Annotated in this window: 11 protein-coding genes; 8 read left to right on the top strand and 3 right to left on the bottom strand. The window is 47.1% G+C overall.

Annotation, left to right across the window (positions count from 1 at the left end):
- Positions 1-86: 86 nt before the first annotated feature.
- Entirely contained in the window at positions 87-2,372 is a 2,286-nt protein-coding gene (locus GCU45_RS01675) for a glycoside hydrolase family 127 protein (protein WP_244364388.1), read from the bottom strand.
- Positions 2,373-2,594: 222 nt separating this feature from the next.
- Here GCU45_RS01675 and GCU45_RS01670 point away from each other — a divergent pair, with 222 nt between their 5' ends.
- A complete protein-coding gene (locus GCU45_RS01670; RefSeq protein ID WP_152397814.1) occupies positions 2,595-3,446 on the top strand; it encodes an AraC family transcriptional regulator in 852 nt (283 codons plus the stop codon).
- A 123-nt stretch (positions 3,447-3,569) separates the two neighbouring features.
- Here the strand turns inward: GCU45_RS01670 and GCU45_RS01665 are convergent, their stop codons facing one another.
- Positions 3,570-4,340, bottom strand: a complete 771-nt coding sequence (locus tag GCU45_RS01665; protein WP_152397813.1) for a MerR family transcriptional regulator — start codon at positions 4,338-4,340, stop codon at positions 3,570-3,572.
- Positions 4,315-5,241 carry a DUF2268 domain-containing putative Zn-dependent protease gene (locus GCU45_RS01660; RefSeq protein WP_145132968.1) on the bottom strand — a complete coding sequence of 309 codons (927 nt, stop codon included), beginning with the start codon at positions 5,239-5,241 and terminating at the stop codon, positions 4,315-4,317. The genes GCU45_RS01665 and GCU45_RS01660 overlap by 26 nt, the downstream gene beginning before the upstream one ends.
- A 186-nt stretch (positions 5,242-5,427) precedes the next feature.
- On the opposite strand from GCU45_RS01660, the gene GCU45_RS01655 reads away from it, so the two are divergent.
- The 7 genes from GCU45_RS01655 (at position 5,428) to GCU45_RS01625 (ending at position 14,150) form a co-directional block, all read left to right on the top strand.
- Positions 5,428-6,462: an aminoglycoside phosphotransferase family protein gene (locus GCU45_RS01655; protein ID WP_244364386.1), complete on the top strand. Its 1,035-nt coding sequence runs from the start codon at positions 5,428-5,430 to the stop codon at positions 6,460-6,462.
- Positions 6,463-6,712: 250 nt separating this feature from the next.
- Positions 6,713-7,162, top strand: coding sequence for a nuclear transport factor 2 family protein (locus GCU45_RS01650; RefSeq protein ID WP_152397812.1), 450 nt, complete (start codon positions 6,713-6,715; stop codon positions 7,160-7,162).
- Between the two features lie 730 nt (positions 7,163-7,892).
- Complete coding sequence (locus tag GCU45_RS01645) at positions 7,893-8,336, top strand: MarR family winged helix-turn-helix transcriptional regulator (RefSeq protein ID WP_116230231.1); 444 nt, start codon at positions 7,893-7,895, stop codon at positions 8,334-8,336.
- A 3-nt stretch (positions 8,337-8,339) separates the two neighbouring features.
- Positions 8,340-10,139, top strand: coding sequence for a DHA2 family efflux MFS transporter permease subunit (locus GCU45_RS01640; protein ID WP_152397811.1), 1,800 nt, complete (start codon positions 8,340-8,342; stop codon positions 10,137-10,139).
- A 41-nt stretch (positions 10,140-10,180) separates the two neighbouring features.
- The gene (locus tag GCU45_RS01635; protein ID WP_105442686.1) at positions 10,181-10,744 is read left to right on the top strand and encodes an NAD(P)H-dependent oxidoreductase; all 564 of its coding nucleotides are present in this window, start codon (positions 10,181-10,183) and stop codon (positions 10,742-10,744) included.
- 237 nt (positions 10,745-10,981) lie between these two features.
- Positions 10,982-11,473 carry an NUDIX hydrolase gene (locus tag GCU45_RS01630; protein ID WP_244364385.1) on the top strand — a complete coding sequence of 164 codons (492 nt, stop codon included), beginning with the start codon at positions 10,982-10,984 and terminating at the stop codon, positions 11,471-11,473.
- A 367-nt stretch (positions 11,474-11,840) separates the two neighbouring features.
- Complete coding sequence (locus tag GCU45_RS01625; protein WP_152397810.1) at positions 11,841-14,150, top strand: helix-turn-helix domain-containing protein; 2,310 nt, start codon at positions 11,841-11,843, stop codon at positions 14,148-14,150.
- The last annotated feature ends 5 nt before the right edge of the window (positions 14,151-14,155 follow it).

Below are 14,155 nucleotides of genomic sequence, written 5' to 3'. Positions count from 1 at the left end.
ATGCTGCTGATATGAATGAAAAGCCTCCCGACAGGAAGGCTTTTCAGGTCATTCGATGTTAAGCGTTAGCAGGTAAATTTAGCATGTCACAGCTTCACAGACCGTAACATGCCATAGATGCCGTTTAAATTCTGGATCGGCGCGAACTTTACTTCAACCGCTGCTTTGCCTGCGGTCATTTCGGCAGGGATTTCAATCATTTTGTCATAAAAAGCCCGTTTTCTTTCCAACGGAACCGATTCTGTAGTAAGCTGTTTTCCGTCCACCCAAATCTCGACGCCCCCGGCTCTGGACCCGTGGCTGAAAGTAACAGAGAGACCGTTTTTTACTTCCGGGTCTACCTTTAATTCATAGCTGAACCAACCGCCTGGTTCCGCTCTTCTCCCATTCAGGCCTTCCCAAGTTCCGGCATGGGTCCGTTCACCCTTGACTTGATGCTGCAGCTCATATTGGTCGTTTCCAATCTGGATACTGTCGATCGTGGCTTCCCTGATCAGCTGTTCTTGCTGAGATTTCTCCAAGTGTTCGTGCAAGCTGTTCGAATCGGCTTCAACGAACCTCCAATAGATGCCGTATCTCTCGCTATGCTGCTTGAAGTGTGGGGTAAAGACTAATCGATTGTCTTCATCCGTATTTCGGAGCACAAAGGAAAGCTCGCCGTCTTTTTGGATGAAATGCCGGTCGAAGCCTGCAAACCATTCCTGAACGCTCATGCCTTGCGGGATGACGAAATCTTTCATGAGCATTCGCCGGGTAGGGATACTGACGTTAACCCCTGTTTTCGATTCAACCCAATCATCTTGGCCCAATCCGGCACTGAGAACGACCGGACCGTAACGAAATCCCACCACATTTGGTGCATCAGGCAAACTGGAGTAATCGGTTTTCATCGGGATGCGGATATGTAATGAGTCGCCATCTTTCCATAACCGATCAAGGATTGCATAACCATCCCTGACTTCCGGTTGAATGTTTGCTCCGTTCAGGGATATGGTTTGTTCGCCTGCGGTCCAATAAGGGATGCGAATACGAACGGACAAGCGTCGCTCCTTCTTGCAGGTATCGGTCAGTTCAAAAGATAGCTGAACCGTATCGCTAAATGGAAGGTCAGAGTTTTGAGTTATCTTCACCTGCTGCTCGGCCCAATCCAGTGTACTACTTATAAATTGATTGACATACAACCGCTCACCCGAGTGAAAATAAAGGCTGTCGTTCAATTTGGTGAAGCTCTCCATGCCGGTGCCGGTGCAGCACCAGAAATGCTCGAACGGGGAGCTGTACACCTTGAAATAACCAGTCGCCATCGGCTGAAAGTACATCGTCATGCCTGTGTCCGGGTTTTGGGAGGAAAGGATAGCGTTGATATATGTTGTCTCGTAAAAATCAGCGTATTTCACATCCTGGGTGAGCTTGAATAATTCCCGCGTCAGCTTCAACATATTGTAGCTATTGCAGGTTTCGCAAGTGATATCGGACCGTCTAGCATCGAGCAGATCAGGCTCTCCGAAATGCTCGGATTCGCTGTTGCCTCCGGTTATGTAGCTGTGGTGGTATACGACCATGTCCCAGAATCTCTCGGCAGCCTCTCGATAAAAAACTTCGCTTTCTCCCAGTGTTAAATATCGGTTCAGCGCTCCTATAAATTTGGGGATCATTGTATTGGCATGCTTGCCCTTCAATATATCTTTGCCTTCCCAAATGGCCTCGAACAGGCTGATTTCGTCAAATTGATGGGCGGCTTCCGCATGGCGGGGATTTCCGGTCAATTGATACAAGTTGTACAGGCAATCGTTCATCCCACCGTATTCCACAGCCAGCACGGTTGATTGCAATTCTTTAGACCACCGGGAAGTCCGATCCGCTACCCAATCACCCAGTTTATTGACGAGGTCATAAGCGGCTTGTATTCGGGTTGATTGATAAACGTCGATGAGTCCGGCGATGATCTTGTGCATGGTATACCACGGCACCCAAGCCGGTATCCGATTTTCCGCGTTATCGAACAGCGTTTCGGGAAATGCCGACAAATACCCGTTATTCAACTGGCAACTGGCCAATTCGGATACAAGATACTCTAAATTAGCGAGGATCCTGTCGTTCCGGCTCTGGGCATAGGCTTGCGCGCATGCTGACAGATAGTGGCCCATGGTATGGCCGCGAATCTCTGTTTTTTCCCAGCCAGGGTAAGTCTCGGCTGTGGACGGCAGTCCCGCAACTTCCCGGAATCCGGCCAGCAGGCGATTTGGATCGTAGCTTATTAAATAAGCGACCTCTTTTGTAAAGGCATTCACAAGATAATCACCAGTCAGCTCGACCTGATTCAAACCAAAATCGTGTAATCTCATTTCCCCGATCGGTCCTTTCTGTACCAAGTTTCTCCTTCAGTGGAGAGTACATCAAGTGTACCTTTTCCTTACTTTTCATTAAATAATTGAAGGTCGGTTTTTGTGTCAAAAGGTCAGCAGTTTAAGCACACATCTGCTTCAGCATGATTTTAGATTTACTTGAAAATATCATGGATAAACCTCACCAAGTTTGGTATCTTATTCATACGTTTAGTGTATAAAGGTTTGATCGCAAGGGAGAGACCGACGATGAATTGTTTTCGCTTCCGGGTGGATGGCCCGGTGAAAATGGTGATGACCGGGAAATTTATGTCTCCGTCTCCGGAGTGGCAGCATATGAACCGGATCTTAATGGAGTATGAGTTGTTTATCCAGACTCGCGGAACGTTGTACATTTCATGCAATACGAAGAAATTTGCCTTGAGAGAAGGGGAATTCCTGCTGATGCCGCCTCGATCGCATCAATACGGCTATCAGGCGTCGGACTGCAGTTTTTACTGGCTGCATTTCTCGGCGCGCGGGGAAACGGAATGCATCCCTGCCGATGAACTTGAGCAAGCCAGTGATCCTGAGGTCATCGCGATTCCAGAGTACGGCACCTTGCGCAGCCCCAACAAACTGACCGTCATGCTCAAGCAATTGCAGGATTCCGTCAGGAGCTACCGAGAACCCAATTTGAACAATTATTTGACAACAGGTGTCTTGTGTGAGATTTACAATCAGATGTTTTTCGCTCAGAATCAACCCGCCAAACCGGAGAAGCAGCAGCTGTACAATGACATTGTGGATTACATCAGATGGTACAAGGAAGAAAATTTGAAGGTTGAACATCTCGCCAAGCATTTCGGGTATAACGCCAAATACTTGACGGGCTTGTTTTCTTCCATAGCGGGCATTTCCTTGAAGCAGTACATCATGCAGGAAAAGATGGAGGCGGCCAAGTTTCTGCTAACGGATACGAATCGGAAGATTGCCGAAATCGCCAACCAATTGGGATTTTCAAACAGCCATTCGTTCATGAAAGCATTCAAGAAAAAAACAGGTCTGACCCCATCGGAATACCGCAATGCTTACGCTACCCGCTTGCTTTATTATAAGTAGTAGAAATCCGCTCCAGAGCCCTGATGGCTAACTCTATATCAGCAGCAGAGGCGAATTTTATAAAAGAAACCGCAAGATATGACATTGATGTCATGCATCCTGCGGTTTCCGTAGTGGACTTATTTACTTGTCTGTTTCAGCATCGCTCAACCGATTGATATGGTACATGATTGCACGGTAAAGAAAATCTGCTAAATCTTCAGTACTATATTGATTAAAGTAGGTTGTGAATCGTGTATCGAATTTATAAGTATTGGCAATGCAAGCCAGTAACTCTGCATCACAAGGCATGAATTGCATTAAAATTTTTTTCCACTCTTCGATTAATCGCTGCACTTCTTCGGAGGAAGGATCCTGATGGATACAAGTCGCCATTTGTTTGAATATTTCCTCCATGGCTGAAAAACGTTCCTCTTTTTCTTCGGGTGAACATGCTTCCAACGTTTCATTATACGCTTGATACGCCTCTGTCTCACCATACATGAATCTTGCCTCATTTGCATATTGTTCTCTCAATGGCAGAGCGGAAGTACTGTTGAAGATTTCCAAATGGCTAATATCATTTCCCGACACATATTCTTCGAGAGCCGCCATGATGGTTTCCAGTCTTTGCTTCTTAGATAATAAGGTTTGTCCTTGCTTCTTTAATATTTGTTTCTGTTCTTCCTTAGTCAACTTTAAAATATCGGCAATTTCTTTCAAGGAAAAATCCAATTCCTTTAAGAACAAAATCGTTTGTAGTTTTTCCAAACTGCTTCGATCGTATAGTCGATACCCTTTTTCCGTAAGATGTGTCGGTTTAAATATATGAATTCTATCGTAATAATGCAGGGTCCGTGCTGTAATGCCTGTAATCTGAACAATATCATTAACCGTTAATAATGGTTTCTTCATCCCAAAATCCTTCGACTTCATCTAGTATTTGAGCAGCGGGCGTTATCGTTGCCTCAAAGATCGTTTTTCCTGTTTTCCTTAAATAATATTGGATTAAATAATATCCGCAAGCGTAACCGGCGCTATAAGGCATATTGACCGGTTTAAAGTTTTGGAGTTTGGCGATCTCGTCGCCGTAAAGATACGGAGCGATTTGATCAAACCCGGTTACGTGCAATTTTTCTCTAATCACAGGCTTAATGTGCCTGTTAAGGGTGTCTGCGTTTGTTTTCGTTACCCAAGGGCCGAGCCATTCTTCGCCAAACATGAACGCAGCATAGTTTTCAGCTAATCCTTCACTGACAATGAGCTCGCCTAAATGAACGGTGTGATCCCACTGAATAAATTGATATCGCACATTATGGTTGCATTCGTGCGCCAGCGCAACCTTCATGCGAGGTATGGTGTAATCATTTGGCAAGAGCGTACCCCAGATAAACCCGGGAATGCCCCCAAAGCCGCTATATCCTTCGTTTATGGTTAGAGCACGGCTTTCCGGATTCCCTAGCTGCACGGTAAACAAATATTCGGATACGGGGAGGTCAATTCCATGCTCTGCAAATAGATCCAGGCTTTTCTTCACAGCATGCTCACATTCTAACCAAAAAGATTCGGACGAAATCTGCTCGATCTCTGCCGATATCTGAGGGGTAATCTGATCCGGGGATCGATGCATCATGCTGTTAAACGCAATAACGTCAAAACCATTCGCCTCTTCCGCTCTAAAAGGGATCTGTTGAATTTGCCATTGTTTCATAAAGGGAGCCATCATTTCGTTTCTGAATAATTCAAGTTTGTCCTCGGGCAATGCTTGGGCAACTTTTTGATAAATACGATCTGAGCGCAGCGTTTTTATATTCATTTCTCTCACCCCAATTAATTTATAGTGAGAATTATGCACTATGACCTTACGTCATAGTCAAGTACATCGGATCAAATATAAGGGGAAGTTTTTTTAAAATTACTTTTTCCCTTCATTTGAACAGGATGGCAGCCTAAACTTGAAGTACGACAAAGGGTTACTTTGTTAAAACGATTGGAGGACTTCATGATGAGCGGGATCAAAGCCGAAACGCTGACACAGGTTCTAAGCCAAATGCTCGGTACTGAAATCATCTGTGCCGATATCCAGACCAAACCATTACATGGTGGTACAGTAGGTAATGTACAACTTGTAACGGGCATGGCCAAAACCAAAGATGGCAGGGAAATCACCTATGACATCGTTGTAAAAACGCAGAGGAAATGGGAACGCTACAGGGATCCCGATTCATGGCGCAGAGAATATGATTTTTATAAGTCCAATTTTGGCGCCTTGTTTTCTGAATCATTCCGTTGGCCCGAATGTTATCACGTTGAAATGAACGAAGAAGAGGACGAAACACAGATATGGATGGAATATACCGACGGCATATCGGGTTTGGACCTCACCGGCGATATGTATGAACGCGCAGCCGAGGAATTAGGACGGTTCCAGGGCAAGTTATATGCCGAACAGCCAGCTTTTTTACAAAATATGTCCAATCTGAACAGAGCGGATTATATGAAGGATATCTATCTTTATTACCGGTCATGGAATCGAGTGTATGATTATATCCGTTCCGAGGATTGCGGTATCCCGAAACATCTTTGTAAAATGCTCATCGACATAGATGAAAGCGCGGACGAAATATTCAACCGTATTGAAAAGCTGCCCATCGTGCTGTGCCATAGGGATTTTTGGGTGACAAACATCATTGATTCAGACGGTAACATTATACTCATCGACTGGGATACCACGGGGTGGGGCTATTTAGGTGAAGATATGGCAAGCCTTATCGCGGATGAAGCCGATATTGAACAGATGGTTGAATACTACCATAGATGTATCCCGGCGTATTACAAGGGCTTTTCGGAACAAGCGGATATTTCGCACATAACGGATAACTGCGTTTATGAGATGATTCTACTAAAGTTCGGGTACAGGCTTGTAGAAGGTTATATGGATGCAGGATCGGGAGACCAACTCCAGGAAACGGATAATGAAAGAGCCCTGCACATCCGTACCCTGCAAAAAATCTTTGAGATCAAAAATGATCAATAGTCTCGCAACAAAGCGGGAGAATGACCGTCTATATGATACATAAAGTGGACATAACGCTCTATAACCCGCCAAATTCACTGCCGAAGACGGATATGGCGGCGATCGTAACATTTGTCATTGTTGTGAAAGGTTAGCTTCTATTTGCTGCACCTTTTTCAATTAGGCGGGGATATCACAGCAACAAATCGAAAGATCCTTTGTTCTATAATCGAGATGAAGCGGAGGTTAATATGAACGGAGGATAATATGAATGAATAGTACATGGAGTGATAACAGCACGAAGGCAATGGAAATATTGGATCGAATGTTTTCAGCCGAAATGGAATTTATGCGCTCGGATGGAAATGACTTTAGCGGTATAAGATCTGCCTTTCACCCCGATATCGTTGTACATGAGCCTGCATCCCTGCCTTATCCGGGCGATTGGTGTGGTTATGAAGAACTTGGAAAACTCTTTAATACGATGCATAATAAATGGAGTTCCATGAACGTTGAGAACATGGTTGCTACATTAGATGGTGACACCCTTTTTATGGGGGGGACTTTAGTGGCAAAGGCTAGACAATCTGAGAAAGAAGTTCAATTACCTTTCGCTCAAATCTTAAAAATTAAGGACGATTTAGTCGTAGAAGCATTTCCTTATTATTTTGATACTTCTTTAATTAACGCAGCACTTGGCCATTCCGAAATTAATAAATAAGCTATAAGCTAACGGAGGACAATAGACCATACAGCACAACTGCAGCCGGCAAATCTTAGGCTGCTTTTTTTGTTAATAAAAGGGCAGGATGGTTCTGATTGCTGGTGAATGGGAGTTGACATGCTGATTGAACAGCAGTCAAACTAACGGGTGATTTGGTGCTGCCCAAGAATGCTGATATAGTCCTTTTTATCCATGGCGATGGAGCGATCCCCAGGCACATTACAGTGTCAGGTTACATGGGATCATTTTGAAATTTCTCAAGAGTCTGCAGTAACCTTTTTGCATGGATTTTCCTGCTGAAAATGTTCACATTACAATGATCATTGGTGTTTTATTTTTTGGCAGATTAGAGATATTAATTCCGTTAAGGGAAATATTAGGATGAATGGAGAGGTGGAAGTGCCTGTATAATAATGTTAGATGACAAGAACATACACGCTGGGTAGCCGCGTAGCAGCGGTTTTTTTTATAACCATAAAACCATGTAGAGCCTTACTTGAACGTGTCATCCTAAGGGTTCATTGCTCCGGTGATTAAGCCCTTATCGTATCGATTGATACCACATTAAAGTCTGATTTGTCCTATCCCGAAGGTGTAACCTGTACAATGGCGCTCCTTGTTGAACAGAACGTTCGTGACTACTTTTACTACTATGAACTTATTGACATATCGATTGAATGGTTAGATAATAGTTCGCATGCGAAATATTTGCGAAGGGAGCTTAACGTTGCAAGAACAACGGATCCTGGAAATATTCCAAAGCTACCGTGAGGTCCATCAGGCGTTCTTCCAGCTGATGACCAAAGCGGCGAGCAAGCATAAACTCACTGCGCTGCAGCTGATCGTGCTGAGGGTGCTGCGGGAGCACCCCGAGATCCGCCTTTCGGACCTTGCCGAAAAGGTGAAACTCGGCAACAGCACGACCAGCGGCATCGTCGATCGGATGGTCAAGGCCGGTCTCGTGGACCGGGAGAGGACTGAAACCGACAGGCGAGCGATGACGCTGACCCTTTCCGAGAAAGGGATGGCGCTCTGGCGCGAGACGGAAGCCACCCGCTTGCACATGATGCGGTCCCTGCTCGAGCTGCCTGAGGAAGACCAGCGGGAGCTTGACCGCATCCAGCAAAAAGTACTGCATCTTTTAAGAAATTATAGAGAGGAAGAAGCTTAAGCCATGACCACTATGGTATCCAATCACTTGCGCAAGGGGCCGATCATGGCCTCCTTGCTCATCGCCGCGTTTGTGGCGCTGTTAAGCCAAACGGTGCTTAACGTCGCGCTACCGAAAATGATGGCGGATCTCAATGTAACGGAAAGCACGATCCAGTGGCTGTCTAACGGTTATATGCTGGTGAACGGCGTACTCGTGCCCGTCAGTGCCTTCCTGATTAACCGGTTTACAACCCGGAAATTGTTTCTGGTGGCCTCATCCATGTTTGCACTGGGCACGGTTGTCTGTGCGTTATCCGGCGATTTCAGCTGGCTGCTGGCCGGCCGTCTCGTGCAGGCTTGCGGTGCCGGCATTCTAATGCCGCTTATGACGGTCGTTACGCTGACCATCTTCCCGGTCGAGGAACGCGGTAAAGCAATGGGCCTGATGGGGGTCGCAATGATTTTCGCGCCGGCCATCGGACCAACGCTCTCCGGCTGGATCGTCGAGAATTATGACTGGCACGTGCTGTTCTACATCGTACTGCCGCTTGCGATCATCGCCGTGATTTTCGGCGCCTTCTCGATGAAGGACGTCATCAAAACGTCCCGTCCGAAGCTCGATGTCCTGAGTGTGATCCTGTCGACACTCGGCTTCGGCGGACTGCTGTACGGCTTCAGTGAAGCCGGTACGAAAGGCTGGGACTCGGAGGAAGTCATCATCTGCCTGGCCGTCGGCGCGGTCGCGCTCATCCTGTTCATTGTGCGCTCGATCATGGTGAAGAATCCGCTGCTCGAAATGCGCGTGTTCAAATATTCCATGTTCTCGCTCACGTCCCTGATTAACGCCATCATTACCATGGCGATGTTTTCCGGCATGATCCTGCTGCCAATCTTCTTACAGAACATCCGCCACTTTTCGCCGCTTGATTCCGGTCTCCTGCTGCTGCCGGGGGCCATTCTGATGGGTATCATGTCCCCGATCACGGGCATGGTGTTCGACAAAATCGGCGCGCGCTGGCTGGCTGTCGCCGGTCTTATCATCACAACCATCACGACGTACGAGTTCAGCCATCTGGAAGCCGATTCATCATACAACCATATGATGCTCATTTATACGGCGCGGATGTTCGGGATGTCCATGCTGATGATGCCGATCCAGACAGCAGGCCTCAACCAGCTGCCGCGTCGCCTTAACGCGCACGGCTCGGCGATGTCCCAGACGCTCCGGAACGTATCAGGCGCGCTCGGAACCGCCTTGCTCGTCACGGTCATGACGAACAGAGCGGCCTCGCACGGGAAAGACCTCGTCATCGCAGGCCATATCAACCCGAAAGACGCGGCCAAGATGGCCGAGGTTACGCAGCAGGCGACCATTTACGGCATCAACCAGTCCTTCGTCGTGGCCACCTGGCTGACTGTCGCTGCGCTTGTTCTGGCGTTCTTCATCCGCAAGGTGAAGCCGCAAGAGGATACGTTGCAGGTACCGGTTAAAGCGCCCGAGGCGAGTGAGTCGGCGGCTCAACCAGCGCCAGCTGCAGCTGTAGCCCAACCGGTAGACCAACCGGCACTCGCGGAGGTAGCGGCTCACGCGGACATGCAAAATAAGGATAGCGAATTCCGAAATGCCATTCGAGGGTTTTTAACCCCGTCTCAGCCTGAGAAAGACGAAGGGCAATTCACCGATAAAGAATACCGGAAAGCGCTACTGAAACTGAAGGATACCACTAACCAGGAAGCAGAACCGGATGAAGAAATGTCCCCCGACCAAGCTTACCGGGAAACGCTCAAGAAATTGAACGGGCTCCTAAAGGAAAACAAATAAAGAAGCGCGTTTGAACAGCGATCAAGAGAGGAGATCAATCGATGAAAATCTATATTGTGTATGATAGTGAAGCGGGGCATACAGAACAGCTGGCCCGTTCCATTGCCAAAGGCGCTCAAAGTGTGGAAGGCACGGAGGTGTTCATCAATCACGTGAGTAAGGCAAACGTCAAAGATCTTGCCGATATGGATGCGATTATTTGGGGATGCCCCGGACACTTCGGCACGATTAGCTCCGGCTTAAAGGAGTGGATCGATAAGCTCGGGTATTTGTGGGCAAACGGGACGTTAGTTGATAAAATCGGCGCAGTATTTTGTACGACAGCAACCATTCATGGCGGGATCGAGGCGACCTTGCTAAACTTGGTTACACCGATGCTGCATCAAGGCATGATGGTTGTCGGCTTGCCGGCTAATATTCCGGAGAATGCACTGTACGGCAGTTATTATGGGGTCGGAGTGACATCCCCTGTGGAAGATACCCGCGATGACCTGATCCAATCGTTATTTACGAAGGGTCTCGGGCTGGGAGAAGCCCTAGGAAAACGTGTGGCCAATACAGCAAACACCATTGCGGCAGGCAAAAAATTGCTGAGCAACCCTTAAGTGACCTAATGCAAGTACCCGCTGAGGACATCCTCAGCGGGCTTATATCAACAAGAGCGCAGTCCCATTGTTATGGACGGCGCTCTTCTTTTTGATTGAACAGGATCGTGCCGTTCGGATAATCTATCCTAACTTGTATCCTGCGGTTCAGACAAACATTAATCCTCGACAATGAACAATGTTAGGACGAAAATAAAATGGTAAGCATAAATACAGTTAGCTTGGGGGAATGGTAGGATGACTGATATCAATGACAATTTTCATCGGCATATGGGGGTATATGGAATTTGTACAGCTGATAACTGTATATTAGTTATTCGAAAAGTTTTAGGTCCTTACACAGGGAAATATGATTTACCTGGTGGTCGATTAGAGAAGATGGAGTCTTTAGAGCAAGGGATCATAAGAGAACTCCGAGAAGAAACAGGATACACAGTTCGAAAGCTTAAAAATATTGGGGTTTGTGATTTTTCTGTGTTGTGGACCATACAAGATCATACAATAGAAAATTTACATCATATTGCCATTCTATATGAAGTTGATGTTGATTCAGAAGAGATCACTAATGCCATTGAATCGTTTGAAGGACAAGATTCAGAAGGAGCTATTTGGCTGGACTTTGATGAAGTCAATGGTAACAATTCATCGCCTTTGGTATTGCAGGCAATGAAATGGGTACGTACTGGGACCATTGCAGTTGCGGGTGGTTCTTTTGATTATAGAATCTAAGTTTAACATGAAGTACATATTTACCGAAATTTCCATTCCTAAGGATCTTAGAAGAACCAGCAGCAAGCGCGGGCAGATATTATCGTCCGCAGCTGTTACGAATTGGAGTACTCAAGTTCCTTTCAAGTAGTGCAAAAAGCCGGCTTTAGAACCGTTTCGTCCCAATGGCGGAAGCTGGTGGGTGAGGTGTTTTCCGGCGTACGGTGAAGCGCGTGGGATATCCGGTCCGCACCGGCTATGTCCATGCGCAGTGATCACCAATTGACCGATATGGTTAGAAATATTTATAATTTTCATTTTTGGTGACGGCTTACCAGGTTCTTGCTATATTGGAGTTACCGATAACTCTAGAAAGGATGGAACCCATTTGAAAGAAGCATCAGGTAGCCATGCAGTGCTGTTATTCCGCTTATTTGTGCCGTACGCCGTCATTTTATTGGCCTCGCTACTGGTTGGTTGGTTTGCTTATCACAAGACATCCGAGCTGGTTGAGAGTGAATCGCGGGAAAGAAATTCAGCGGTACTGGGCCAGGTCAGGGAATCGCTTGATCGACGGTTTGCCGAAATTGAGACGATCGCTCGGCAAATGTCCAGCGAGTCCAAAGTACTCTCGTTTCAGTTTGTCAAATCACCGTTTTCCGATACGCATCCCTACAGGCTCTGGGAACTCGAAAAAAGCCTGTTCGATTACCAGGTCTTCAATCATTTTATCGTTGACTATTATATCGCTTACAAAAACAGCGGTATGGTCGTTTCGCCGGGAAAGGTATACACGAGCAGGCAGCTTTATGATCTGCAGCTTCATTATGAAGGCTTATCTTATGAGGAATGGTATAAGCAATTGTTCAATGAATTTCATTATAAGACCTACATGCCTGGAACTGAGGTAAAGTATGAAGGCAAAGCCTATTCGGTAGTGAGTTACATGCAGTCTTTCGGGAGCAGGGACAGCCAGGGAATGATTACGGTGTTAATCGATAATAAGCAGATTCAGGAGATGCTGGGCCACATCGATATAGAGCAAGGGGGCTTTGCTTACATTGCGGATCAGAACGGGAGGGTGATCAGTCAAATTGGAGATGTGTATCCGGATTCAAATTTGAAAGCGCTTGCAGGCAGAGAAGGGTTTTCCAGAGGCCAGTGGAAGGGCGAAGATATGCTGATCACTCAAACAACCTCCGGATACAATGGATGGACCTATGTGGCGGCACAGCCCGAGGCAGTCGTACTCAGGAAGGCACATTACATCAAAGAGCTGACGCTAAGTGTGTTCACGGCATCGCTGGCTTTGGGGCTTGTCGCGGCCTTTGTTCTGGCTTACCGCAGCAGCACTCCCGTCATCAAGCTCCAGCGGATGCTTCCTTCGGCCGATAGAAGGGGGACGAATCGGAACCGCTTGCTTCGGCTAAACGCGATGGAGGATATCCACCATTCGGTATCCGAGCTGATTGACAGCCGTGAAGAGTTAAGACGCAGGCTGGATGAGCAGCTCCCGCTCATGCAAAACGTGTTTTTTGACAGGCTTCTAAAGGGCGGCTTTACCTCTATGGAGGACGTGGAGAATGCTATGGACCATGCCAAGATTTACATAAGCGGCAGCCGCCATACGTTGGCAGTCATCCGGCTGGGGGGATATCAGGCGCCGTATAACGAGGCGATGCTCACTGAGCTCGATATTGTAAAGATGGCGGTCTCTGACCGGATTTCTGGGATGGAACCTGACTCGTTGAAAATTCATGATCTTGGGGAAAACCAGCTTGCCTTGTTGCTAAGCAGCCATACAGACACGGAAGAGCGTTGCCGCGAAGAAGTCAAACGCCGGGTGACCCGTATTTTTGATCAAATCCTTGGCTTGCACCAAGCCGGAATCACCATTGCGGTCGGCGGACAGCAGAGCCGGTTGACGGAAATTTACCGTTCTTTTGGGGAGGCCATATTCGTCCAAAATCATGCCTATTGGGGCGGAAGAGAACAGATTATATTTCATGATGACATGAAGTTGACGGTTCCTGCATACTACTTCCCTTCCGACGTGGAGCAGAGGCTGATTCAGATGGTGAAATCCGGGAATTACCAGGAAACTCAACAGCTAATCCAGTTGATTCGGGATAAAAACAGTGTAGAGTTGCAGCCATCCCTTGCCGTAGAACGCATTCTGTCACAGGAACTCTGTGGAACGCTTTTGAAATGCCGCGAACGGGGACAGCAGGGACCGGACGGTATGATGCCGGAGATGGACACCATTCTGAAGGCAGCCGACCCCCGCATGGATCCGGCTTCTTTGATAGAAATGGTTCAACGGGCGCTGCTTGAGCTGTGCAGACAGAACGAGCAGCGTAAAAAAAGCCATAACGATAAGCTCGCCGTCCAACTCGCCTCCTTTATCCACGAACATTTTCATGATCCGGACCTCAGTCTGGCTATGCTGGCGAGGGAGGCACGTACTTCCGAGGCATACGTATCCTACTTTTTTAAAGAGCACATAGGGCTTAACTTTTCCGACTACTTGGAAGATATCCGTATGAACAGGGCCAAAGCCTTACTTGCGGTAGAAAACAGGCCTATTAGTGAAATCGCCCTCTCCGTCGGCTACCTTTCTCTTAATTCTTTCAGCCGTGCGTTTAAACGGGCCAATGGAGTAAGCGCGACCGAATACAGGCGTTTAAATCAAGCCTAATCCTT

Source organism: Paenibacillus cellulositrophicus (assembly GCF_009363095.1).
In the GTDB taxonomy this organism is placed as follows: Bacteria; Bacillota; Bacilli; order Paenibacillales; family Paenibacillaceae; genus Paenibacillus_AQ; species Paenibacillus_AQ favisporus.
This window is presented reverse-complemented; position numbering and strand designations above follow the sequence as displayed.